The 25,077-nt window shown below is 68.3% G+C and carries 13 protein-coding genes; 3 read left to right on the top strand and 10 right to left on the bottom strand.

Annotated elements, in window-relative coordinates:
* Positions 1–522: 522 nt before the first annotated feature.
* Together AB0C35_RS09320 and AB0C35_RS09315 are read right to left on the bottom strand one after the other, a co-directional pair.
* Complete coding sequence (locus AB0C35_RS09320) at positions 523–810, bottom strand: DUF6879 family protein (RefSeq protein ID WP_358452370.1); 288 nt, start codon at positions 808–810, stop codon at positions 523–525.
* Between the two features lie 80 nt (positions 811–890).
* Positions 891–1,151, bottom strand: a complete 261-nt coding sequence (locus AB0C35_RS09315; RefSeq protein ID WP_358452369.1) for a hypothetical protein — start codon at positions 1,149–1,151, stop codon at positions 891–893.
* 62 nt (positions 1,152–1,213) lie between these two features.
* Between AB0C35_RS09315 and AB0C35_RS09310 the strand changes: the two genes are divergently transcribed.
* Positions 1,214–1,348: a hypothetical protein gene (locus tag AB0C35_RS09310; protein ID WP_358452367.1), complete on the top strand. Its 135-nt coding sequence runs from the start codon at positions 1,214–1,216 to the stop codon at positions 1,346–1,348.
* Between the two features lie 62 nt (positions 1,349–1,410).
* Here the strand turns inward: AB0C35_RS09310 and AB0C35_RS09305 are convergent, their stop codons facing one another.
* The 5 genes from AB0C35_RS09305 to AB0C35_RS09285 form a co-directional block, all read right to left on the bottom strand.
* A complete protein-coding gene (locus tag AB0C35_RS09305) occupies positions 1,411–2,577 on the bottom strand; it encodes a hypothetical protein (protein ID WP_358452365.1) in 1,167 nt (388 codons plus the stop codon).
* On the bottom strand, positions 2,574–5,516 hold the full coding sequence (locus AB0C35_RS09300) for an AAA domain-containing protein (RefSeq protein WP_358452363.1): 2,943 nt from the start codon (positions 5,514–5,516) through the stop codon (positions 2,574–2,576). The genes AB0C35_RS09305 and AB0C35_RS09300 overlap by 4 nt, the downstream gene beginning before the upstream one ends.
* Before the next feature lie 41 nt (positions 5,517–5,557).
* Complete coding sequence (locus tag AB0C35_RS09295) at positions 5,558–6,817, bottom strand: hypothetical protein (RefSeq protein ID WP_358452361.1); 1,260 nt, start codon at positions 6,815–6,817, stop codon at positions 5,558–5,560.
* A 1,122-nt stretch (positions 6,818–7,939) separates the two neighbouring features.
* Complete coding sequence (locus tag AB0C35_RS09290) at positions 7,940–8,134, bottom strand: DUF397 domain-containing protein (RefSeq protein WP_358452359.1); 195 nt, start codon at positions 8,132–8,134, stop codon at positions 7,940–7,942.
* Positions 8,131–8,943: a helix-turn-helix transcriptional regulator gene (locus tag AB0C35_RS09285; protein WP_358452357.1), complete on the bottom strand. Its 813-nt coding sequence runs from the start codon at positions 8,941–8,943 to the stop codon at positions 8,131–8,133. Before AB0C35_RS09285 ends, AB0C35_RS09290 begins: the two co-directional genes overlap by 4 nt.
* 102 nt (positions 8,944–9,045) lie before the next feature.
* Between AB0C35_RS09285 and AB0C35_RS09280 the strand changes: the two genes are divergently transcribed.
* A complete protein-coding gene (locus AB0C35_RS09280; protein ID WP_358452355.1) occupies positions 9,046–9,471 on the top strand; it encodes an ATP-binding protein in 426 nt (141 codons plus the stop codon).
* Between the two features lie 496 nt (positions 9,472–9,967).
* Here AB0C35_RS09280 and AB0C35_RS09275 read toward each other — a convergent pair whose 3' ends face one another.
* The 3 genes from AB0C35_RS09275 to AB0C35_RS09265 form a co-directional block, all read right to left on the bottom strand.
* Entirely contained in the window at positions 9,968–14,995 is a 5,028-nt protein-coding gene (locus tag AB0C35_RS09275) for a class I SAM-dependent DNA methyltransferase (RefSeq protein ID WP_358452353.1), read from the bottom strand.
* The gene (locus AB0C35_RS09270) at positions 14,992–17,769 is read right to left on the bottom strand and encodes a DEAD/DEAH box helicase (protein ID WP_358452351.1); all 2,778 of its coding nucleotides are present in this window, start codon (positions 17,767–17,769) and stop codon (positions 14,992–14,994) included. The genes AB0C35_RS09275 and AB0C35_RS09270 overlap by 4 nt, the downstream gene beginning before the upstream one ends.
* A 61-nt stretch (positions 17,770–17,830) precedes the next feature.
* Positions 17,831–18,853 (bottom strand): serine/threonine-protein kinase, encoded by a 1,023-nt coding sequence (locus AB0C35_RS09265; protein WP_358452349.1) that lies wholly within the window; start codon positions 18,851–18,853, stop codon positions 17,831–17,833.
* A gap of 620 nt (positions 18,854–19,473) precedes the next feature.
* On the opposite strand from AB0C35_RS09265, the gene AB0C35_RS09260 reads away from it, so the two are divergent.
* On the top strand, positions 19,474–24,936 hold the full coding sequence (locus AB0C35_RS09260; RefSeq protein ID WP_358452347.1) for a DUF3320 domain-containing protein: 5,463 nt from the start codon (positions 19,474–19,476) through the stop codon (positions 24,934–24,936).
* Positions 24,937–25,077 lie beyond the last annotated feature (141 nt).

Below are 25,077 nucleotides of genomic sequence, written 5' to 3'. Positions count from 1 at the left end.
GTCGACGATAACGGGCCCCAGCCGCCACCGCAGGGCAGGCCGCCCCGACCCAAACCCGTGCCAGTCCCCGCCCCACGCATACGGTCGCTGACCAGGTCGGCGACCCACTACGGCCCGCGAATGCGCAGGCGAGACCCCAAATCCCCCGGGTCGGGATGGCAGAGGAAGCATCCCCGCGTCGGGGACCTGTTCGCCCGCCAGCACGAACGTCGTCGTGAGGTACTGCGTCAGATTCCGCCGCACCTCGTCGGCAGCAAGGGTAGGCCTCGCCTAAATTCCCTTCCTTATCGCGCATCCCCGCAGCTTAATGGGCGCATCTGACACGTCGGCCGGGATTCCGCCGCCAAGACCTGGCCACAGTGGGCATGCGACGCCACCGCGTGCAGACGCTGTGCCGGTGGCCGGTGGAGAGCCGCCGAGGCGCGGTATGTGCGGTGCCTCGCCGCCGAGGGTTCCTGCGGGTGAGGGCGCACGAGAAGGGCGCCCAAGGTCACGTCGGCTGCGACGCCGCATCGCGGCGTTCTAGCTGATCCGGTACTTCCGGTGATCGACAGCTCGTTCCCAGACGGCCTCGAAGGCCGTGGCGCATAGCTTGATCGCCGCCGGGTCATCGGTCAGCTCGTCCACGATGTGTTCGCCGTCGCCGGCGAAATGGTGAAAACGAATCAGACGGTCGTCGAACAACCAGAAGTCGTTACCGGGAAGCGCCAGGTCCGAGGCTTGGCGGCGAGGTAGCCACCGCACCTGCTCGCCGGCGGCAAGGTTCATCGACTCAGTGACCGCGTACTCGAACTTGATGTATGGGGTCACGGAATGAAGGGTCTGAGGGCACGTAGGCATCGCGCATCTCCAGGTGGAGCGCCTGCGATGTGCACCCGCTGATCAGCTCGTCAAAGCTTCTCAGTTCCAGTGTTCGCATCGGCCTCCTCCAGCAGCGCCTTCAACAGGACATCCCGCATACGTGCCGGGATACGTCCGATTATCTCGTTCGGGCCGATGGGGCTCTGCCCGCTGACCTCCGTCAGCTCGGCCTCGGATGTCACCTGCGGCCCTTGAAACAGCAGGTCGCCGGTGGCGTCATCCACGAGCAAGGCGGGGCAGTGCCCGCCGTCGGTACCGGGGTCGATTGCGACCAACCGTAGAGCAGCCATCGCGACCTCCTGCCTGCCGTTGCGCGTTGTTGCGGCCTGGCAGCCCAGCCCGCATGTTGAGGATGGGTTACAAGCTGTCGTGGACCTGCTCGTCCGCCAGCGCGAACGTCGTCGTGAGGTACTGCGTCAGATTCCGCCGAACCGCATCGGCCGCCAACGTCGGCCTCATCTACACCACCCCCTCGTCCACCGCGTGACAGGCGCTCGACCGCCCGTGGCGGATCCGTTCGTCAGAGCAGGTCACGCTGGCCATCACCGGTCAGAAGGGCAAGGGTGTCTCCCCGCTGTGGTGGGCATGACGTCGAAGGTCGTCCACAGTGACGGGGGACGTCTCCAACTGGACGCTGAGACGGGTCAAGAAGTCTTCGGCCTCGTCGGCGCCGAGCTTCCGGGACGCGGTGACACGGTTGAGCGTGCGTTCCAGGATGGCTTCGCGGCGCAGGCGGGGATCGTCGCACCACAGTTGCAGGACGTGGCTGCGGAACGTCACGTAGGAGCCGAGGCGGACCAGGGAGAACGTTCCCTTGCGGCCGCCCGTCGCAGTACGGGCATTGAAGCGGGCGGCGGGCAGGGTGAGGCGCAGGGTCCCGGCGTCGGTCCATTGGAGCCGGGCCGGGTCGATGTCGCGCTCGGCGAGCCAGCTGCCGAACTCGGCGCGGACGTCGCCGGAGTCGCCCGAGTCGAGGGTGCCGGTGAGGGCGGGCCAGCCGAGGCAGAGGCGTTCCAGATGCTCGTCGCGGGCGTCGGAGACGGCGGAGTACGCCAGTAGGGACGGCCCGCGCGAGGTCAGGGTGCGGATCAAGTAGCAAGGGAGGTAGGCGTTGTCGAGGGCCTGGAAGGTCACTTCGCGGAGCTCGTCCGGAACGTTGAAGTCCCGCCGGTCGGGGCGCTCCGCGAGACGCTGCAGGGCGTCGTTCCGGAAGGCGCAGGCGTGGCTCATCAGGCGGTGCCACTTCTGCTCGGTGGCCTGCGCCGTGTCCCAGACGACGACCTTGCGCCCGTAGTACGCGGCGGGGAGAGGGGCGCCGAGAACTCCGTCGAAGTAGAGCTTCTGCCTGTCGCGCTTGGGCACGTAGCGGGTGTCGTCGCGAACGGACCGGGCGCCGAGGTCGGTGAGGGCGAACGTCCCGTCGGGCAGTCCAGCGATGTGCCCCACCCCGCTGAGAAAGCGCAGGACGCGGTCCACCATCGCATCGTCCAGCCCGAGGAAGGCCGCTATCTCCGGGACGGTCCGCAGCCCGGCCTCGGCGATGGCGCGGCCGATGAATCGGTCGAGCAGGTCGTAGGGCTGGCGGTCCTCGATGAGCGCGTCGATCTCGACGGCGAACAGCGGCAGCGCGATCCGGTGCAGGCGCACAGGCTGCGTGTCCGGGAGGGCGGCGGCGTCCTCCACGGCACGGGCCGCGTCGTAGAGCGGTTCCCTCATCGTCCTTCCTCCCGTGCGATCAGCGGCCGGATCTCGCGGACGTCGCGTGCGGCGCCGTTGTCATGAATGTGATGGAGCAGCGACTCGGCCATGGAACGGAAGGCGGGGTCGTTGGCCCGTATCAGGGTCGTGGAGTCGCCCACAAGGATCAGCAGCCGGCGGGGCCTGGAGAACGCGACGTTGGCGCGGCGGAGTTCGTTGAGGAATCCGATGGCACCGGAGGCGTTGCTGCGGGTGAATCCGAAGACGATGAGGTCGCGCTCGCCGCCCTGGAACGAGTCGACGGTGCCGACGCCGGCGGCCGCCCGCTCATCGTCGCCGATACGTCCGGCGAGCATCTCGGTGACCAGTCCGACCTGGGCTTGGTAGGGAAGGATCACCGCCCAGTCGGCCACCCTCCCGTCGTAGTGGCCGACGAGGTCGGTGATGACGCGGGCCTCGGCGTCGTTGGCGTAGCCGTTTTCGGCCCACCGCTCGTCCGGGCGGGGCCGTCGCTCGTGGCGTTGCCGCTGCGGCAGGCCCGCGGTGTCGACGAACGCCAGTGGCGAGTCGAAGAGCGCGTCGCGGTGCGGGCGCTCGACGTCCGACTCCAGGAAGCCGTTGTAGAACTGCCGGGAGATGAACCGCGCGATGACCGGTGGCATGCGCCGCTGGTAGCGCAGGATCTCGCGGTGCCCTTCGGGGACGCCGGGGAACAGCAACTCGAAGGCGCTCTTCGTGACGAGGCCCCGTGCGCGGGGGTCGTTGCGCGCCCAGCGCTCCACCTGCCCGTCGACGAAGGGCGGGAGCTGGTTGTGGTCGCCGACCAGGACCGCGCGGCGCGCGCGCACGAGCGGGACGAGCACGTTGGGGGTGCTGATCTGCCCGGCCTCGTCGACGATGGCGAGGGCGAAGTCGAGCCCGTTGAGCGCACGGGTGGTGGCGGCGCCGATGCATGTCGCGCCGATCACGTCGGCGTAGCGGGCCAGTTCCGGGTAGAGCTGCTCGGTGCGGCTGCCAAGGTGCCCGCGCCATTCGGCGAGCAGGTCCAGGCGGCGGCGCATGAGGTCGAGCGCCCGCGCGGCATGTTCGCGGAACGCGTCGAGTTCTGGCAGGCCGCGGCCGGGCATCGCGGGAACGGGAACACCGTAGATCAGCGTGCGGAGTTCTCCGGCGTCCGCGGCGGCCGCGAGGGCGCTATCGCCGGCCGCAGTGCTCGCGTCGTCCAGCGAACTGCGGAGTTTCAGCAGTTCGGGTGAGGATTCGCGGATCCGGCGGGCTTCGTCGAGGGCGGCTTCCCGGTTCTGGAGGACGGTGTCGAGCGTGTCCTGGAGGTGTTCGCGTTGGAGCTGGTCTTGCCGATGCTCGTCGGCGAGGCGGTCCACGCGTCCTCGCAGCAGGGGGCCGATGAGCGGCCAGCGGGTCCTGGCCTCGGCACGGTCCCGCCTGTCGGCCAGGGCGGCCAGGAGGGCGTCACGGTCGGCGAGTTCGCGACGATGCTGGTCGGCGACAATGGTCAGGCCGCGTGCCCGCTCGTCCACCCCCGCGGTGAGCTGGGCGGCCCGCTTTCTGAGTGCGTCGGCGGCCTGCCGCTCGGCGGCCTCGGCCTCGCGGAGCACGCCGATTGAGGCGTCCAGTTGCCGCAGCCAGTCGGCCGCCTCACCCCGACCCGGTTCGGCGGGCGCATAGGAGCGGAAGGCGGCCTCGGTCCGGCGCAGAATCTCCCCCTGGAGCGTCGCCGCCTGTTCCTCCAGTGTCAGATGCTCGCAGCCGGGCGTGACGCCGTCTTCGCGACCCACACGCAGGACCACCAGATCGGCGGGCAGTTCTTGCAGGACGTTGTCGACGGCGCGGTTCGTGTAGGAGGTGACGAGGACGCGTTCACCCGTCGCCGCGCAGGCGCGAGCGATCTCGGTGATGGTGCGGGTCTTGCCGGTGCCCGGCGGCCCAAGGATCAGCCCTGCGTCGGGCACCGCGAGTGCCTTGCGGAACGCCGACCGCTGACTGTCATCGAGGGCGCGGGCGGGCTCGGCCGTCGGCGGGGTGAAGGGACGGAACCGGTGCCCGGCCAGGACGTCCAGCAGGTGCGGGTTGGCCGATTGCCCGTCGCGGAGCAGCCGCACCGCCTCCGCCTGCCGATCGAACGGGATGGTCGAGGGCGACTCGACGAAGGCGCCCACCCGGGGGACCGCGTCGAGGTCCACGGGGCGTTCGAAGCGGACGGTCATCAGGGTCCCGCGCAACAAGTCGACGCGTCCGCGCAGGTCCGGCGCACCGCGGACGTGCAGCCGAGCGCCGACGAGCGGGCGGTGGCTTCCGATGAGCTGGAAGTCGTGGACGCTCCGGGCGGACCTGCGGCGCGCGGCGGACGCCTCCACCCGGCGATAGGAGATCATGCCGTCGGTGCGGGCGGCGGCCAGTTCGACGCGGCGGCCCTCCTCGATCACGGCGTCGAGGACGTCCAGGAACTCTTCGTGCGCCTTCGGCAGCGAGGGCTCGCCGGCGACCGAGGCTTGCCCGTCCTGGTTGACCAGCCGCCACTGCTCTTGCAGGTGGTCCCAATGAGCACCGGCGTCGAACGGCATCTCCTGGATCCGGTGGTGGAGGATCCAAGCCGGGGCCTGGAGGCGCAGCGTGCCGCGGACGATCTCGTCGTGATGCTCGAAGCCCATCGGGAAGGCGCTGCTGACCGAGTACCCGTTCCCGCGCTTGGTCACGTTGAGGGTCAGGACGTAGCGGCCGTCGATGTAGATCTTGAGAAAGTCGCCGCGGCCGCCGCGCCCGCTCTCCACCCGCGCCGGTATCGGTCCCCGAGAAGCGAGCACGCCCAGATCACGCCGGATGCCCTCCGCGTCAGGCAGGAACGGGTAGCGGGCACGCTGCTCCGCCAGTTTCTCGACGAAGCGCAGCGAGGGAATGAGATGGATCGCGCCTGGCAGGTCGACTTGGCGTTCAGGCACCGCGTCACTCCGTTTCGGCCATCGTGCGTTGTGAGGGGTTTTCAGTTCCGGCGGTGGCGGGAGGGTCGCGCGTACCCGGGGGCTTCGATCGCCGTCCGCAGGGCGGCCGCGAACGCTCGAACCCCGGGCCTGGGCGCCGGGTCGGCATCCAGCGCCCGTTGGAGCACTTCGTCGCAGGCCGCGGGGACGGCCGGGTTGAGCACGGAGGGCGCCATGTGCCGTCCGCGCCGGCCTGCGGGGCGCCCGGTGATCAGCTCGTAGAGGATGCGGGCCAGGCGGTGGACGTCGGCCGGCGGTCCGGGCGGCGTCGCGCCCGCCGCCTGCTCGGGCGCATGGTGGCGGTCGTCCCGCTCCCCTGCGCGAGGTGAGGCGGTCGCGAGGCCGAGGTCGCGGAGCAGGACGGTGCCCGGTTCCGGCATGAGGATCGTCCCGGGGCCCAATGCCCGATGGGCCAGGCCGCGGTCGTGCAGTGACCCGAGCACGTCGCCGAGGGGCTGCAGGGCGCCCGCCAGCAAGGTCAGTTCGTCGTGGGAGGGGATCGGCCGGGTGCGGGTGAGCCGGTCGTGGAGCGTCACCGGCGACGGCATCACCGTCACCACTGTGATCGCGTCCACCGTCATCTCCACGCCCAGCAGGGACGGCAGGCCGGGGAGGAAGGAAAGGTCGAGGAGCAGCGCGGCCTCGTCGGCGAGCGCGGCCCGCAGGCGGCCAGTGCCCGGGGGCGCTTCTGATCTGCGCAGCCAGGCATGCCCTTGGGTCCCGCCCTCCCCGTACGCGTGCCCCTGATACCAGATGCCCGACCCGCCTGGGTGCCCCGCTGTCTCGTAGGCGGCTTCCGCGTGGTCGGCGACGTCCCGGCGCACGGCGTCCTCTCCGCACAGCCGGTACGGTTCGCCGTCCACGACGATGACGTCACCCGGGCCCGGCGGTCTCTTCCGGACGTGGTGGCTGTTCGCGGGAAGTGACGGCCGTTCGGCGAGTACGGCCGTCCAGGACTCGTGGTCGCGTTTGAGTTGCAGGAGTTTGCGGCGCGGCCACAGCCGCGGACCGTCACCCTTATCGATGGTGCGGTGGTCGGACGGACAGAGCAGAACCAGGTTGTCGATGCCGTCGATGTCCGCCGGACGGTCCGTGGCGCCCCTGGGGCCTCCGGGCTGCTCCGCGACGATATGCGCCGCCTCGGCGATGTTGTAGTCGGCGCCGTTGGGCGCGGCCTCGATCACCAGGGACCGCTGGCACATCGCGCATCGTCGGCCACCGAGCTCGAACAGCTTTCGGCGCGTCGATTCCGAGGCAGACACGCGGAGATGGTAGCGAACCACCCCTGTCCAGACGAGTAAGAAGACATTTGACCGATACGCCACACTTGCCAGGTCTTTGGGGCAAACGGCGGTTTCGACGCTTCTCGCGTCGATGTGCCGAGGCACGGTCGGCAAGGTGCCCGTACGGTGCTCAGCGGCTTGAGGTTCTGCGGGCGCGGGTGCCGGCGAGGAGGAATGCCAGGATCACCCCCGCTGCGACCGACCGTAAGCGTCCAGGGACGGCGGTGGTGAAGGTGAGGCGGGGCGCGGTTGTACTCCTCGTCGAGGATCTAGTAAAAGCAGCGGGCTCGCTTCGTTTCCGCGGTGCTGAGCCGCACCTGCCGGGCTCGCACCAGTAGGCGCATCAGGGGTGGGCGCTGAACATCTCGCGGGCGACGACGCGCAGGCGCGTCGCGGGGGGGGCGTCTTCGTCTCGAAGACATCTGCCACCCGGAGATGATCGATTGGGGCCCGGATCGTCTCGCCTCGCTCCGCCCAGCGATTCGGGTGGGGGTCCAGGAGGTGTCCGGCGACCGCGAAGAGGCTGGGATGGGCATTGCGGCTACCAGTTCGGCGAGGGCCCAGCGACTGGATGCCGCAGCGCCGGTCGTGTCGTTCGTCCCAGGCGTGGAGGAAGGCGCGGAACAGTTTCGGATGAGCGCGGCTAGACCGGTCAGGGGCTCGCAGTGGCCGCGCGGGACGACGCGGCGGCCGGGGCGCGCTTTCCAAGCCGACGCCGCGCCATCACCAGGGCAGTGCGCGCGCCGGACGGGTCAGTTCAGGTGAGCGACTCCGCCCGCTGCGACGATGACCGGGGCCGGTCGACACCGCAGGGCTACGCCGGCCGGTCCTGGTTCGAACCGCGGCAGCTGCCTGAATCGTCGTACGGTCACTGGCCAGCTCGGCGAGATGCTCTGCTCAGGATGGGGAAGGGAGCATCCCCGCGCGCATCTGCTCGTCCGCCAGCGCGAAGGTCGTCGTGAGGTACTGCGTCAGATTCCGCCGAACCTCATCGGCCGCCAACGTCGGCCTCATCCCGCACCCCTCTCCATCCGTCACTCCCCCGCCGAGCCGGCCGATCTTGAAGCAAGCCACCCGCCCCAAGACCGGCCCGCGTTCACATCAGGCCCGGTCGAGAGCCCCTTCCTTGATCGCCTGCATCAGGCTTCCGAGTTGCGTCCGGTTCACGATAAGCCGTCCGCCGTCCGGATCCTTGGAGTCTCTGACCCCGACTCCTTCGGGCAGCACAGCCAGTTCGACACATGCTTCATCGGTCGCGCTTCCGCTGCGGGAGCTCTTGCGCCAGTAGATCGTCATGCGAAACCTTCCATGATCTCAGTGATCAGGGTCCGGGACGCGTCCTCGCTCAGCGCCTTCGCCCCGATCATCTCGAAATCTACGGCGAGCTCCCGCACTTCAACAGGATCTTGGACCAATCGCCCACCGTGAAACGCACCGATGTAGGCGACGTCGGACTCGTGGCTCATGACCTGGAACGGCCCATTGAGGCCGATATGCGCGCCGACCTTCCTGGGGACGACGCGGATGATCACATCCGATCGCTCCCCCAGATCGAGTAGATGCTGAAGCTGCGCCCTCATCACGTCGCAGCCGCCCACTGGACGATCTATCGCGTCCTCATCCAGCAGGACCAACAGGACGGGCGGATTCGGACGATTGAAGATCGCGTCCTGACGAGCGACCCGCGCCGCCAGCGCCCGGTCGACATCCTTGACGCTCGCCACGCCAAGGAACGCTCGGGCGTAGTCTTCTGTCTGCAATGGGACGGGTATGACCTGCCCCTGGTAGATCCGGATGATTTCGGCTTTCGATTCGTACTCGGTGTACTGCCGGAACCAGTCCGGATCATGGGACGCGTTCGCGAAGTAGATCAGCAGCTCGAACATGTGCGGGGTGTTGTACCGCGCATCGAGCTTTCTTGCCTGGTCATCGCCGAGCTTGAGCCTGCCTGCCTCGATGTTGGAAACAGTAGAACGAGCAGCGTTGATGATCTCCCCACACTGCGCCAGCGAGAGACCGTGCTTCTCCCGCTCAAAGCGCAGGGCATAGGCCAGAAAGTGCCAGAGCGAGATCTTGGGGTCGAGGGGGTCTCTGACGCGGGCCATGCAACCTCCCGTGTTTCCGGTTTTCGGAGATACACAAGACGGTAGCTCTAACTGCCCATCCTTGGAGGAGAAACAAAGAAACAGCGCCCGAGAGGCTCGACGATGATCACAACGCCTGACTGCCTGTTGATGCCCATTCTTGCATCGCAAGCGGCTCCCGGACTGGCGCGTACGCTCACGCGGTCGCGACTCGACAAATGGGGCTGTACGCACATTTCGGACGATGCATTCCTGATCGCCTCGGAATTGATCACCAACGCCGTGACTGCCACGCCCGGCAAGGAGATCCGCTACCAGTGCAGCCGCGACACCGCCGGCGTCCTCATCGCTGTGTGGGACGCCAGTCCGACCGCCCCCCGAGTACGCCCGCTGATGGACATGACGCTCGACACGCTGGACGTCTCCGAGGAGCACTGGGACGACAACGGCGGCCGGGGCCTCCCGATCGTCGCGGCCCTCGCCGCCGAGTGCGGCCACACCCCCGACCCGTCCGGCGGCAAGTGGGTCTGGGCCCGGCTCAAACTCTGACCCTCATCCCGTGGAGTAGCGGCATGTCGCTCTGATGGAACGTCTCATCGAGGCGACATGCCGCAGGTCGCTGTCCGACGCCTCTCTGCGCGACTACCGAAGGACGCTCCCGAGCACAACGCCCCGCCATCATGTGGACGAGCCCCAGCCGCCGAGTTTCCGCCGCTCAACCCCCACCCACTCCAACGGGGACCGCACCGAACATTGACTTGTCCGCCTTTGCAAGGACGACACAGATCCGGCCCGCTGCGACTCAACACTCAGCATCGCCCAGCACCCGCCTCACGCAGGACGCCACAGCACGTGCCGAGCGACCAAGCTGAGGAGGAGCCCCACTTCTCAGCCTTCGCGAAGTCCGAGTTCGGCCTGGACCATGCCGAAGACTGGCACGCCCGCCTCACCGTGCATGGCGTAGCCGTGGCCTGCCACGATGCGCATCCCCGCACCGGTCCCTGCCCAACTCTTGCCAAGACCTCCAGAGCGCGACGGTCGAGCATCATGCGGACGAGCCTCCACCATCGGGCGTCCACCCTTCAGCCCTCGCCCGCTCCAGCCGCTCCGAGAACACAGCATGGGCCTGCCGATACTCAGCTTCCCGATCTGCCTTATAGAACGGCGCCTCATATCCTTCCGGCACAACATTATCGTCAATCTTATCCAAGTATGCCTTTAGTTGGATGTAATGCTCCTTAGTCTGACCGAAGCCGTAATAATGAGAAGAAGCTGCCAGCTTTCTTCCGTTCGCGTCGAACCACGTTTCTTCTTCACGGTCAGCAAGTATTGCATAGCGAGATTTATAGATGGCCACTAGTTCGTCAGCGGAGATGCCTAGCCAGACTCCGACCAAGGCGTCCAGTTCCACCAATGCGGCCCGGCGTTCGTGTTCAGAGCGCAAGGGAATACTTGGGCCCCAAACTGCACTGACTTCGCCGCCACCAAGAGTTTGTATTGCGTTCCACCTAACGGCCCAGGTTTCGTCCCGCCAGGACAGATTGAACAGTTCGCGCCACAAAGGTGCATACGCCGAGGTAAGGCAGTTGAGCCGGAGAGTTCGACATATCAATGCGGACGCGAGGGGATGGGAGGTCGCTCCAGTGGGCATAGCACCGATTTCTCGAATGCCATAAAGTGTGGACCTGCCCATAATCCGCACGATATAATCTAGGGCCAGAGTCGACCAAAACCCGGCAGTTAAGACCGTCTCCAAATTGCTCCGCAAGGCCATCGTGTGCACAGCTTTTACATGCGTCGGGCCGGGGGGAATTAGGGACGCAAAAAGACTACGCTCGGTATCGAACGGAATCATCTCTCGCCAAGCCACGCGATAATACTCAGTGAATGGACGCCCCTCCCAGCGCTCTCGCACCGAAGCAAAGGTGGCCTTATCGCAGGCGCGTTCATAGTTGGTTATCGGAATGGCATCAACGGGTAGCTTCGATAGATCCCAAGAATACCAATCGTTGTTACTCCTGCACGGGTCCTTGGGCTGCTTGCTAAACGGAGTTGCCTGCACAAAGTGTGGCCCCTGAAGGATGACTTCCTCCAAGCTTTCGGGCCTTGCCGTCCGCCACCTGATCAGGCCGTCGGTAATCGCTTGCCGCTCCGGGTAACCTCGACTGACGTATGGATGGTATTTGCCCAGTCGGTCACTGTACGAAGCCAGAGCTTCGACGGCCCGCGCTTCTGCGGTAGTCAAAAGGTATAGCACAGGAGTTTGGTCCCACGGAGATTCTGTAATCTCCAGCAGTTGCTGCCACTGCCTGAGCAAGGTCTCGTCCACCTCGATAATGCGGCGGCCGTGTGGCCGAATATCCCAATCGCCTTTGTATTTCACTCCAGGAAGAGGTCCACTGCCATCGTGATCGAGAGAACCAACAAGCGTCGCCGAGTCAAAGAGGTAGCTCAAGTGAGAGAAGCGAATCTCTCCTTCACGACCATAGACATGAACGCCAAATGAGACGTTGTTGTGGACATCCACAAACACTCTACGCTCGTTGCGAAAATGAGCATGGAAGCGCAAGTGCCTGTAGGTGACTGAACGGAGATGCCCTTCCTTTGCTCCACCAAGATGCGAATCCGGATGCACCAATGCAGCTATGGAAGACGGACTAAGGTTCGACCAAACGCGACACATAAAGGCACGATATAGGTCTGGCTGCGTGCCTACCAGCAATGGAAATGTCGATGCACTACTAAAGAATTGTGCGGCTGCAGAATTGGCAGCGACGTCGTTGATGTATCCGGATCTACCAAGACCATCAGATAGAATCTGGTCTTTCTTGCTGCGCCACTCGGCGGAAGTTGGTCGCTCGGCAAGCACGAACCATGGGTCAACTTCAGCAAGTGCAAGGTTCTCCTGCCAGCGAGGGCGGACCCAAGGTGGGTTGCCCACCTGAAGATCGAAACCGCCCTTGCGGAAGATCTGGGCGAACTGGAGTTCCCAGTGGAAGAAGCCCTGCTGCGCCGCGATTCCCGCCTCACGGTCCGTGATGGTTCGGAGCCAAGGGAACCGGACCAAAAGCCGATCAGGCGAGTCCATGCCCATCCAGCCGGGAAGCTGGTCCTCGAACGCGCTGAGTTTCGCCAGCGTTTCGTCCTGGGCGCCCAGGGTGCCGTCCGTGTTATCGGCACTACCGAGCAGGGCCTCGGCGAAGTCGAGCCAGTCGTCCAGGTCTGCGAGCTGGATTACTGAGCGGCGCTCTACGCGGGCGGGCTTGCGGGGTGGCTTGGGGCGCGACTTCGACTGGTTGATTGAGATCTGGACAGGGGCCTCCCCGAAGAGCGATGCCGCCTCCCAGCTCTGCGGGAATCCGGCCGGGTCGGGGTACGGTGCCTCTACTTCGGCGAGCGCGGGCGGAACGCTGTCGAGGACGTTGTCTTTCAACCGCTCATAGATGTCGTCCGAACCGTCCAGCAGGCCGACCTTGTCGAGAGGCCAGAACCAGAGCGCGCACCACGCGTCCATCAAGGTCTTGAGACGCCAGAAGGGCGTCCCCGGATACATCAGGTCCTTGAGGATCTGCTCGCGGGATACGACCTCCTCCCCCGGCTCGCGCAGGTCGTCCGCACCCCACACGTTGATGCGGCGGCTGATGTCCTTCTCGGACAGCTCCAAACGCTTGATGACCAAGCCCCACAGGTACTCCGCGCGGCGGGCGAGGCCCTGGAGGCGCTGGACCTGGGTGAGCTTCTGTCCCTGCTTCTTTTTGGCGGACGGGTCCTTGAGCATCCCCTTGCGCCAGTCGCCGAGGCGCTTGGCGTCGTCGGGAGCGAGGTTCTTGGCTTCCTTCTCGCTCGCCACCGCTCCCCAGCCCTGGGCGGGCAGCAGGAAGTGGTGAATGTGGCCGTCGGGGATCGGGCCGTCCCGGAACGGGTGGTCCTTCGGTGCGGTGGTCAGCCACGCCTTCTTCTTCAGGTGGTGCGCCTCGTACAGGCGGCGGCCCGCGCCGATGAGGGAGTTGCCCCGGCGCAGGTGCAGGCCGAACCACGGAGCTTGAAGCCCCTGGTGCATGACGTTCAGCCACAGCGAGACCTCGGCCAGTTCGACGGCCGTCTCGTTGAGGTCCACCCCATATGAATTGTGGAGCGCGATGTATGCCTTGGCCTTCTGGAGTTCTTCCGCGTAGCGGTCGGGTTCGAGGCTCTGGTTCTTCTCGGCCTGGCGCCTCTTGAGGTACTCGGCGGCGACTTGGTTGATCGCCTCGTTGAGGAACGCGCCTGAGCCGAGGGCGGGTTCGCAGATCGTCCAGTCGAGGATCTCGCGGGCCTTGGTGGTCGTCCCGTCCTGGTCGAGGCGCTCGCGAAGCGCCAGCTGCACGGTGACCTGCGTCAGTGACTCGGGCGTGTAGTAGGACGCGCTGGTCTGGCGGTCGCGGCCGGCGAGCCGGTAAACGAACGCGCCGGGCTTGTAGCGGACGCGGTCCTCGGTCTTGATGCCATGTTCATCAACGCGGCGGACGAAGACGGCGTCCTCGTAGTCGTCGACCTTGGAGGCGGGAATCATCCAGGAGCCGTCCTTGGGATCGCCGTTCTTGGCGACCTCGTACAGCTCCTCCTTCGCGATGAACCCCGTGTACGACATCAGCCCCTCGTACACCGCACCGAGCTGGTTGATGCCGAGTTGCGCGTACGAGATGAAGCCGCCGCGTTCCTTGCGCTTGCCCTTGGCGAGCATGAGGAGGCGCAGCACCTTGTAGAGCGCCTCGTTGCGGAGGCGGGTGTCGATGGGCGTGGAGTCGGGGTCGTCCTCGTCCAGGTCGATCGCGGCCTTGCCGATGAGGCGGGTGCGGGCGGGGTCGAACAGGTCCGACTTGAGGGGTTCGAAGCGGAGTCCTTCACCGTCCGAGCCGAGTGTGAGGCCCGCGCCGCGCGGGTTGTGCCCTTCGTTGACCATGTGGAACAGCAGGTCGAGCGACTCGTAGAGGTGGACGCTGCGGCGCGACTCCTCGGAGACCAGGTCGCGGACGATCAGGTCGCCGAGGCGGGCCATGCTGTAGCCCCTGACGTACGCCTCGTCGTCGGTGGGGAGGATGCCGAGTTCCGGGCGGGCTTCGGCGTACAGCAGAAAGAGAATGCGGTAGAGGTAGCGGAGGGATTCGCGGCCGAGTTCCTTGGCGAAGGCCGCCGGTTCCATGACCTCTTCGGGGCGGACGCCTTGCTCTCTCATCCGGTCGAGGACCTCGTTGGCGATGATCTCGACGGATTCGCGGAGTCCTTCTCGAAGTTCTTTGGATACGCCGACGGCGTGCTGGCGGGAGCCGGAGAGCAGTTCGGCGAGGGGTTCGGCGCCGCCTTCCTCGGGCGGCAGCAGCGAGTCGGCGCTGAACAGGGCGGCGATCGTCTCGATCTCGCTGGTCGCGGCGGTGCTGCGGCCGAGCGCGATGTCCAGGCTGACGGCGAGGTACCGTCCCTCACCCCAGGTCATCCGGTCGGCCAGGATCACCACGCCGCCCGCGAGGATCAGTACGTAGCGGGGTGGCTCGTCGGCGGCGAACAGCCAGGACGCGAGCTTGTCCCCGGTCCGGAGCAGGTGCGGGTGGTCGAGTTCGACGGGGGTGAGGAGCCGTCCGGCGTCGGTGATGTCGAGGGCGGCATCGACGTCCGGGGCCCATCCGCACTCGATCGCGATGACGCTGGGACGGTCGGCCGGCTCGGCGTGCGCGACGGCGACCTCGTACCGCTTGTCCGACCGCTCGACCGTGAGAACGCGCGGCTCGGCCTTGAAGCCCAAGGCGCGCAGGATGTCGCCGTGCAGTTCGTGGAGGGCCTTCTTCCACTCCTCGATCTTCGGGATGTCCTTGCCCTCGCGGACGGTCTCCAAGGCGTCCGCGAAGGTGGGGCGGTCCTTGAAGTAGCTGCGCTTGAGGCCGCGCAAGCCGGTGCGGGGGGTCGGCTGCCCGTCCTTCTCGGCCTCGGTCCAGCGGGCGAGCAGCCCGTCCTTCTTCTTCAGGTCCTTGGGGAGCACCTCGGCCAGGTAGTGGGCCGAGAAGTAGTCGCCGCGGTTGACGATCGAGTCGTACGTCATGCGTCCCCCTCAAGGACAGCGAGGATGCGCAGCAGCGGCTCCCCCGTCGTCTCCAGGCTCTGGAGCAACCGCTTCTGGTCGGCGACGGTGTCGGTCACTTGCCCCCGCTTCTTCGCGCCGTGGGACGTCCCGTCCAGGCTCTTCAAGCTCTCCCGCTCCCACAGTTCGAGCTGCCCGTCGTACTCCCGGAGGGGCCGCGCCACCTCGTCGTCGTGCCGGTCGCGCTGCTCGTCCAAGTGGCGGCGCGCGGCGTGGATCGCGGGCTCGATGAGCGGCGTGAGTCCTTCGACATCGGGTGTGCGGCTGGTGTTGATCATCGCGGGGCCGACCCCGGCCTCGGTGAGGACCTCGGTCATGTCGCGGACGACCGGCGCGCCGGGCAGGCCGCTGATCGCCATCCAATCGACCACCGTGGGCTGACCGAGCGCGTTGGAGTAGATGCCCTGGACGAGGAACGTCGGCTCGTCCACCTTCGCGGTGATGACGGGCGCCTGCCGCCGGACGAGCTGCACCTGCACCTTGTCCACCAGCCACTCGACCATCGGGTGCAGGTCGGACAGGTACGCGATGTCCGGCCACATGGTCTTGGTGCGGCGGGCCTCGTCCAGCTTGCGCTTCGCGAGGTCGTGGTCGAAGGTGACCTTCATCCGCTCGGTGATCTTGTGGGTGCGCAGGTAGGACGTCGGCAGCGCTGACAGGCGGTGAATCAGATCGGAGGGTGGCGCAAAGGCGAGCAGGCCGCCGTCGTCATCGACGCGCAGGCTCGGGCAGACCGTGCGCAGCGCCTCCCGGACGAACTCCTCCGTCGACCCGAACAGCTTCGGGACGCGGGCGCGCCTGACCTCCGCGCGTGCCTCGCCCTGCTCCACCGCGCCGAACAGCTCGGCCATGAAGTCGACGGGCGGCGCCTCCGCGAGGGACTCCTCGACCGACTTGCCCTTGAGGAGGTCCTTGATGAGGCGGTCTTCTTCCTTCTTCGCCGTGAACTCGCGGGTGACCGCCTCTGCCGTCCCGATGCTGCGGTGCGCCTCCTCCTCGCGCCTCAGCAGCTTCTCGGCGACGGTCGTGTCGTCCAACGCGCCCTCGGTCTCCGAGGTCAGGACGATCGCGCGGAACTGCGGCTCGTGCTCCTGCCCGTACCGGTCGATGCGGCCGTTGCGCTGCTCGATCCGGATGAGGCTCCACGGCAGGTCGTAATGGATCATGTGGTGACACTGGCGGTGCAGGTTCACGCCCTCGGACGCCACGTCCCCGGTGAACAGCAGCCGGACCTTGCTGTCGGCCAGGGAGAACGCCTCGACGATCTCCTGCTGGCGCTGGTCGGAGAAACCGCCGTGCATGATCTGCACCTGGTCGGCGGCGAGCCCGAGTTCGGCGGGGACGGTCCGGGCGAGCCACTCCAGGGTCGGGATGCTCTCGGAGAACACGACGGCGCGCATCGTGCCCTTGGCCTTCACGCCGATGTTCTTCAACTCGTCCACGAGGGCCTTGAGCTTGGCGGAGTCGTGGTCGCCCATCTGCTCGACGAGGAAGGCCAGGTTGTTGAGCGCCTCGATCTCGCGCGCCTCGGTCGCGTTCTTCAGCCGCTTCGCGACGGTCGTGCCGAGCGCGACGTGCGACGACAGGAACGCCTTCGCGAGCGTGTAGGGGAACAGGCGCCGGTCGGCGTCGACCACCGAGCCTCCGGTGCGGTCGGGGCCGGGCAGCCAGACCTCGGCCAGCTCCGCGAAGATCGCCTCTTCCCTGGGCGTGGCGGGCGTGCGCAGCGAGATGGACGGGCCCCGGTCGGGCCACCGGCCGCGGATCCGGTCGCGGACCTCGTCGCTGATCTTCGTCCGGCGGATATAGAGGTGATCGATGTCGGACGCCGAGTACCGCTTCGGGTCCGCGATGGCGGCCGGGTCGAGCAGGCCGATCAGCTCGGCGAACGACTTGGCGTCGCCGTTGTGCGGGGTGGCGCTCGCCAGCAGCAGCGCGTCGGTGCGCCTGGCGAGGAGGCGGGCCAGCTTGTTGCGAAGGTTCCCCTCGTTGATGAGGTTGTGGGACTCGTCAATGACGACCGCGTCCCAGTGCATGTTCTCCAAGTGCTGCCCGTACCGTCCCTGGTTCTTGAGGGTGTCGACGGAGATGATGACGCGCTTGTAGTACAGGAACGGGTTGCGTCCGGCGGGGATGTCACGCTGGATCCGCTCGATGCCGACCGAGTCGAGCCGGACGAGCGGAATCGCGAACCTGGTCCACAGCTCGTGCTGGAACTGCTCCAGGACCTGCTGGGGCGTCACGACGAGGATGCGCTCGCCGCGTCCCCTGCGGATCAGCTCCGCCAGGATCAGGCCGATCTCCAGGGTCTTGCCGAGGCCGACGACGTCGGCGAGGAGGATGCGGGGGCGCAAGCCGTTGAGCGCCAGTTCCGCCGGGCGCTGCTGGTAGAGGAGCGGGTCGAGGAGGAACCGGTCGGCCAGCGCGAGGCCGCGCTCGGACTGCGGCAGCGGCGTGCGGCGCAGCACCGACTCCAGGTAGAGGCGGCTGCGCGCGAACGCCGAGGACGTGTCGGCGACGAGCTGGGTGTCCTCGGGTCGGAGCTGGACGACGTCGTCGATCTCGGTGAAGAAGACCGCGTCCTCGTCCCGGACGAACTCCGAGACCCCCACCGCGGTGATCTTGAAGCCGTCGCGGGGTGTGGGGGTGCAGGTGCGCACCATCCACTCCGCGTCGCGGACCTCGATACGCGCGCCCGGCGCGTACGGGGTCGCGGTCTCTGCGGAGGAGGTCACTCGGCGGGCTCCTAACGGGTCGTTCACGGGGGGTCGGGACGCTGGCGGTGCGGGCGCCGGGTCAGAGTCTGGCGCTCGGCGCGTAGGCGAGGGCCAGCCGGTCCGCGAGCGACGCCACGACCGGGCGGGGCACCGAACGCTCCCGATGTCGGGGCCGGGCGGGACGCCGGGGCGGCTCGATGTCGGACGGCGGGTCATCCGGCCGCTCGACGTAGGTGAGCGTCGCGAAATGGACGCGGGCGTCGCGGACGGACAGCCCGGCGCCGTCCAGCACGCCGCGGAATTCGGCGGACGCGTCCGCCGGGGTCGGACGGGCTTCCGGGGCGTGCGCCAGCATCGCCTCGATCAGCGGTGCCAGCGACGCGGGCAGGCCCGACACGTCCGGTCCCTTGTCGGGGTTCGCGATCGCGAAGTACAGGGCGTGCTCGTTCTTCTGCCCGTACGGGGGGTGCTTGGTCAGCGCGTAGAGCAGCGTGGCGCCCGTCGCGTACACGTCGGCCGACGGCGTGAGGTCCTTCGCCGACTCGACCTGCTCGGGTGGCATGAAGCGGGGGGTGCCGAGGCGCATGCCGGTCACGGTGAGGCTCTCCTCCGCCTCCACCAGGTCGACGAGGCCGAAGTCGATGACCTTCGGGCCGTCCGGGCCGAGAAGGATGTTGCCGGGCTTGAGGTCGCGGTGCAGGATCCGGGCGGCGTGGATGTCGGTGAGCGCCTCCGCGAGCATCACCCCGAGCGCCGCGCCCATCTCGGCGGTGAGCGCCGGGTGCCCCGCCAGGTAATCCTGGAGCGTCTCGCCGCGCACGTACTGCATCGCCAGCCACGGCCTGTCTGCGCCAGGCTCGGAGGCGGCCACCAGACCCGCGACGCGCGGGCCCTGGACCATCCCCATCGCGAGCACCTCGCGGTCGAACCGCTCGCGCATGGTGGCCTGGCCGGCCAGGCCGTCCCGGATCACCTTGACCGCGACCTGCTCCGCGTCCGGCGTCACCCCGAAGTAGACGACGCCCATGCCGCCCTCGCCGAGCCTGCCGTGCAGCTCGATGCCGCCGATCGTCCGCGGATCGGACGGTTCGAGCGGCTTCATCGGCGTCTGCCTTCCCAGGACGGCATTGACCAGGGTCGTCCGGCCGGATGACCGGCCGAGCAGCCAGGATAGGCGCGCGCACGAGGCGGTAGCGGCGTTCTCCGACAGTCGCTGAACGGTGACCGTGGGACGTCCCGGACGGACCCTTCGCGACCGCCTCCGCCGGCGCACCTCCTGACGGGACATCGTTCCAGGTCGGAGCGCCACGAAGGCTGAAGTTCCCTGGTCAGCCGACATCGGGTCGCGATGTTCTCCCGGGGCCTTGACACGGCTGACCGTATTCGGACACAGTCTCCGGTCAACCGGGCCGCCGCCGGGGAGTCGTGCCAGGTCGGCGTCCGGATCCACGGGACCTCCTCCTGAACGACCGGGGTCATGCGAGCACTCACATTACACAGCGGGACTTTAAACCCATAGTCTGATGGTCGATCAAGTTCACGCATGTACCTTTGGCCGATGGCCGCCACCGGACAACCGATGAGCCCCGCGGGACGTCCCACTCTGCACATTGGTCTCAGCGTCCCCATCCGGACCCGTTAACGCAGGATGTGAAGTGTCAGAATCATTCCGGTCCCTGGCCGAGACCCCGCTGACGGGTCCAGCCGGGAGGGGATAGATCGATGGGGGACTCGGTGATGGACGAACTCCCGCGCACCCAGCTGCGGAACGTGCTGGGCAAATGGCGCGACAACCTGATCGACCTCACCGGCCGCAACCGGCTGCTGAACTTCCGGCACACCCGCACGGCCACGCTCGCCATCCGGTCACCGCTGGCGGGCCCGCTGCTCGTCGACCTCGACGCGGGCCTGCGGTTCGCGGAGCTGCCCGAAGACGACGCCGAAGACGAGGGCCTGGTCACGCTCGCGGACACCAGCGGAATCGTCACGCAGAAGAACACCCGGCTCGCACTCGACGCCGCACTTCGCAAGCTCTACCGCGACTCCAACCAGATGTTCAACGACACCGGCCTGTGGACGCTCCAGCTCGGAGTGGCGTTCCTCAAATGGCGCGAGCCCGGCGCGGAAGGCTTCAACCTGGCACCGCTGCTGCTCGTCCCGGTACGGCTCGACCGGCTCGGCCCCGGCCTGTTCAAGCTGATCGCGGAGCAGAGCGAGGACACCGTCCCCAACCCGGCGCTGGCCGTCAAGATGGGGCAGCTCGGCCTCGACTGGCCCGACCCCGACAGCATGAAAGACCTTCCCGGCACCCTTTCGGCCGTCCGGTCCGCCGTCGCCGGCAACCCCGACTGGGAGGTCAGCGAGGACGTCGTGCTCGCCACGTTCCGCTCCCACAAGGAGGCGATGTACCGGGACCTGCTCGACCACGAGGACCAGATCCTGGCCCATCCCCTCGTCCAGGCCATCGGGCTCGGCGAAGCCGCCCGGCTGCCCGAGGACGCGCTGTACTTCGAACCAGTCGACGCCGACAGGATCGACGAAGTTCAGCCGCCCGAGCTGACGCCCCTCGTCCTGGACGCCGACTCGTCGCAGCGCCAGTGCGTCGCGGCGGCGCTCGAGGGCCGGTCGTTCATCATGGACGGCCCGCCCGGCACCGGTAAGAGCCAGACCATCGCCAACATGATCGCGGCGCTCATGCACGAGGGCCGCAGCGTCCTGTTCGTCAGCGAGAAGGCCGCCGCACTGGACGTGGTCCGCAACCGCCTGGACTCCGTGGGGCTCGGGGCGTTCGTCCTGGCGCTGCACAGCCACCACGCGAGCCGCAAGGAGGTCGCGAAGACGCTGGGGGCCGCGCTCGCGCAGCGTCCCAAGGCCGTCCGCACCGGGGTGGACGAGGACCGGCAGCGTCTCCTGCGCACCCGGCAGGAGCTCTCGGCCTACGCGGCGGCGATGAACGAGACCCGGCCACCGCTCGGCCTGACGCTCCACGACGTGATCGGGCGGCTGAGCGCGCTGGCCGACGTCCCGCCGCTGCCGACCGCCCTGCCGGACGGCCTGACCTCCGAGGGACTCCGGGACGTCCGCGCCGCCGCGGAGAGGCTCGGCGACGCGTGGCGGCCGGTCGCCGAAGGCTCCGGCTTCGTGTGGCGGGACCTCACCGGGAGCGGGCAACCGCAGACGCGCCTGCAACTGCTGTGCGAGCGCGCCGACGCGCTCCGGCGCCGCCTTGCCGTGCACGCCGATCTCACCGGGCCGCTGGGCCTCATCGAACTCGGCGCCACCGAACGGCTGCTCGCTCTGCTCGACGCCACGGCCGGCCGTCCGGACGCCCCGGAGGCGTGGCTCACCGTCCCCGAACTTCCGACGCTGCGGGCCGAGGTCACCGACTTCACCACGCGGCTGGGTGCGCTGCGGGCCGCGACCGCCGCCATCGCCGGAGACGTCGGGCCGGGCTGGGACCACCTGCCGTTCGGGATCCGCACCGAGCCGCCCTCCGAGGAGACCGCGCTGGCCGGGCTGGCGACGGAGGGGCTTGAACTGTCGGGGCTCACCGAGGAGTGGCTCCGCGGGCTCGGCACCGACTTCCACGACCTGGCGCAGATGCTGAGCAGCGCCCAGGCGTCCCTGGGCGACGTCGGCGCCGTTTACGGGATGCCCGCGCCGGAGACCTTCGAGCAGGCGTTCGCCCTCTGCAGGCTGACCGGGTTCGCGCGCTGGCCGCACCGTCCCGAAGCGGCCTGGCTGACGGAGGCCGGCAGGACCGCAGCCGCCCGTGCCGCCGCCGAACTCGAAGGTCACGTGAACGCGCTCGTCCAGGCCAGGGCCGCGGCCGGGCAGGTGTTCACCGAGAACATCTTCACCGTGCCCGATTTCCCCGGCCTCGTCCTGCGATTCGGCGAGACCCACGGGCTCGGGAAGCTCTCCGGCGCCCACCGGGGCGACAAGCGGCTGCTCGCGGGGCTGACCGTGTCGGGTGAGTGGACCAAGGACGCCGCCGAACGGCTGCCCCAGGCGGTCGCCTGGTACGAAGCCGCGATGGCGCTGCGTCAGGCGGCCGCCTCCCAGAGCCGGCTCCTCGGACGCTACTGGCAGGGCGAGCACACCGACTTCCAGCTCGTCCGGGGGCTGTTGGAGGGCGCCGAGGAGATCGGCCGGCTCACCGCCGGGCTGCACTTCCCGTCCGCTCTCGCCGAGCAGGTCAGCGCCGACGGCCGCCCCGACGCGGGCGCCTGCGACGCCGCCGGTCAGGTCCGCGAGCGGCTCGACCGGTGGCGGCGGACGCTCGTCCCGGCACCCCGGCCAGGCGGACGTCCAAGGCTCGCGACCGGCACCCTCACCGACGCCGCCGCCTGGTACTCGGCCCACCTCGGGCCCCTGGCCGCCGCCGCTGAGCTGATCGCCAAGGTGCAGCCCGTGCTCGCGGTCCCGGCAAAGCTCACCCTCGGGCAGGCGCGGCGGATCGCCGCGCGGGTGGAGGCGGTACGTGCCGAACGCGAGGCGTTCCTGTCCCGGAAGGCTCGCGACGAGCAGTTGCTGGACGCTCTCTACGCAGGGCCGGACACCGACGCGACCGCGCTCTCCAGTGCACTCGAATGGGTCGCCGGCGTACGGGGGCAGGACGAGCCGATGCCCGAGCAGGCCGCTCGGGCACTCCTCGCGGCCCGTCCCGACGAGGAGCTCCGCAGAGTGTGGACCGCGTTCCGCGCCGCCGTCACCGACTTCGCCCAGCTGTTCGACGCTGCGCGGGTGCCCGACCTGTGCGCCCGGCTGACCGGCACGACCGCGGCGTTCGATGAACTCACCGGCCGGTTCGCCGCCGACCGGTCCGGCCCTGAAGAGTGGCGCTCCTTCCATGAGGCCCGCGCCGCCCTGGGCCGGTACGGGCTCGACGGGCTGATCGGCCGGGCCGCCGAGAAGGGGCTGGACGGCGCGGGGTTCCCCCGGGCCGTCGAACGGGCCGTCCTCGAAGCCTGGGCCGAGCAGGTCATGGCCGGCGACTCCCGTCTCAATCCCGTCCGGGCGGTCGAGCGGGACAAGCTCGTCGAGCAGTTCCGCGGCCTCGACCGGGCTCTGGTCGCCAATGCCCACGCCCAGGTCATCGAGGCGTGCAACGCGCGCCGTCCCCGGCCCAACGTCGGGCAGGCCGCCGTCGTCCAGCGGGAGGCCGAGAAGAAGAGCAGGCACATGCCCGTCCGGACGCTGCTCGACAAGACCTCCGACATCGTCCCGCTGGTGAAGCCCTGCTTCATGATGAGCCCGCTGACGGTCAGCCAGTTCCTCCCGCCCGGATACCGCTTCGACGTCGTCATCTTCGACGAGGCGTCGCAGGTACTTCCGCAGGACGCCGTCAACTGCGTCTACCGGGGCGGCTCGCTCATCGTGGCAGGCGACCAGAAGCAGCTGCCGCCCACCGACTTCTTCTCCCAGACCGACGACTCGGACGACGAGGAGTACGACGAGGACGTCCCCGACTCCTTCGACTCGCTCCTCGACATGTGCAAGGGCAGCGGCCTCATCCGGAGCCTGCCGCTGTCCTGGCATTACCGGAGCCGCCACGAAGGGCTCATCGCGTTCAGCAACCGCCGGTTCTACGACAACGGCCTGGTGACGTTCCCGGGGGCGTTCGAATCCGGCGACGACGTCGGAGTCACGTTCACCAAGGTGCCCGGCGTCTACGAACGGGGCCGCAGCCGCCGCAACCCGATCGAGGCGGACGCCGTCGCCGAGCGCGTCCTGCACCACTACCGGACGCGGCCGAACCTGAGCCTCGGTGTCGTGGCGATGTCGGACGCGCAGGCGCAAGCCATCGAAGACGCGGTGGAACGGGCCCGGGACGGCCATCCCGATCTCGAACCGTTCTTCTCCGAGGACCGGCTCAACGGGTTCTTCGTCAAAAACCTGGAGACCGTCCAGGGCGACGAGCGGGACGTCGTCATCCTCTCCGTCGGGTATGGGCCCGGCCCCGACGGACGGCTCACCATGGCGTTCGGCCCGCTCAACCGGGAGAACGGCTGGCGGCGCCTCAACGTCGCCGTGACCCGCGCCCGGCACCGCGTCGAGGTCATCTCGTCGATCTCCGGCTCCGACATCCGGGAGGGCACCAACAGGAGCCGCGAGCATTTCAAGAAGTACCTCGACTACGCCGAGCGCGGCCCCGCCGTCCTGGAGCAGGGGCCGCTCGCCGAGGACGCGGCGCCCGAGAGCCCGTTCGAGGAGTCCGTGCTGGACGTCCTGACGGACTGGGGCTACGAAGTCCAGCCGCAGGTCGGCGTTGGCGGCTACCGCATCGACATGGCGGTACGCCATCCCGCTCTCCCGGGGCGGTTCGCGCTGGGCATCGAGTGCGACGGGGCGATGTACCACTCGTCCAAGGCCGCGAGGGACCGCGACCGCCTGCGGGAAGAGGTGCTGCGCGGGCTCGGCTGGGAGCTGCACCGCATCTGGGGCACCGACTGGTACCGCAACCGTCCCGAAGCGAAGACGCGGCTACGTGAGGCCGTCGAATCGGCCATCGCCCTGATGGCCGTGGAGCCCGAACCCGATGACGGCCAAAGCCCGATCGTCGTCGTCCCCGAGCAGCCCCGAACGGCGGAGCCGCCCCGCGTGACCATGGAATCCGCCGACGACGGGCAGCCGCGCGACTGGGCCGCCCGCTACCGCCGGGCACATCTCGAAGGGCACCTCTACTACTACGAGATGCACGAGCCGGAATCACGCGGGCTGCTCCAGCGGCTCTTCCGCGAGACCCTCGAAACCGAGGCGCCGGTCCAACGCGACGTCCTCTACCGGAGGGCGGCGGTGGTATGGGGGATCGAACGGCTCGGCTCGCGCATTCGCGCCAACCTCGACAGGGCGCTCGATGACCTGCTCAGGGCCGATCGCGACGTCGAGCAGGACGGTGACACCATCACCGTGCGAGGATGCCTGGTCATCCCGCGCGAGCCCGGAGATGGAGTGGCCCGAAAGGTCGCCGAGGTGCCGCCCGCGGAGCGGCGGATGGCCCTGCTCGAGATCATCGCCGAATCCCCCGGCATGAACGGGACGGAGTTGACCACCCACACGGCCCGCTTCTTCGGCTGGAACCGCCGCGGCTCCGACATCGCCCGCGCATTCGCGCAGGATCTCCAGAAACTCCATGAAGAAGGCCGGATCGACGGCCTCCCGGACCGCATCGTCCTGCGCTGACCGAGGGGGCGCGTGGTGTCAGCCGTCAGGTAGGAGCTCTCGGCCTCGTGGCACGGCGATCCCGGCCTCCGAGCCGGAGGACGAGCCACTGGGGCTGCGGTCCAGCGCATGAGGTTTTCGCCTGGGCGTCTAGCCTTCGGG

Origin of the sequence: Spirillospora sp. NPDC048819 (assembly GCF_040650055.1) — a bacterium.
GTDB lineage: Bacteria > Actinomycetota > Actinomycetes > Streptosporangiales > Streptosporangiaceae > Spirillospora.
Note: the sequence above shows the minus strand (reverse complement) of the source record. Positions and strands in the feature narration are given on the sequence as shown.

Excerpts from the sequence above, each read along its gene's own strand:
- AB0C35_RS09315 (WP_358452369.1), bottom strand. The coding sequence starts at position 1,151 with ATGGCTGCTCTACGGTTGGTCGCAATCGACCCCGGTACCGACGGCGGG.
- AB0C35_RS09310 (WP_358452367.1), top strand. The coding sequence starts at position 1,214 with ATGGGTTACAAGCTGTCGTGGACCTGCTCGTCCGCCAGCGCGAACGTC.
- AB0C35_RS09305 (WP_358452365.1), bottom strand. The coding sequence starts at position 2,577 with ATGAGGGAACCGCTCTACGACGCGGCCCGTGCCGTGGAGGACGCCGCC.
- AB0C35_RS09290 (WP_358452359.1), bottom strand. The coding sequence starts at position 8,134 with ATGACGATCTACTGGCGCAAGAGCTCCCGCAGCGGAAGCGCGACCGAT.
- AB0C35_RS09285 (WP_358452357.1), bottom strand. The coding sequence starts at position 8,943 with ATGGCCCGCGTCAGAGACCCCCTCGACCCCAAGATCTCGCTCTGGCAC.
- AB0C35_RS09280 (WP_358452355.1), top strand. The coding sequence starts at position 9,046 with ATGATCACAACGCCTGACTGCCTGTTGATGCCCATTCTTGCATCGCAA.
- AB0C35_RS09275 (WP_358452353.1), bottom strand. The coding sequence starts at position 14,995 with ATGACGTACGACTCGATCGTCAACCGCGGCGACTACTTCTCGGCCCAC.
- AB0C35_RS09265 (WP_358452349.1), bottom strand. The coding sequence starts at position 18,853 with ATGAAGCCGCTCGAACCGTCCGATCCGCGGACGATCGGCGGCATCGAG.
- AB0C35_RS09260 (WP_358452347.1), top strand. The coding sequence starts at position 19,474 with ATGGGGGACTCGGTGATGGACGAACTCCCGCGCACCCAGCTGCGGAAC.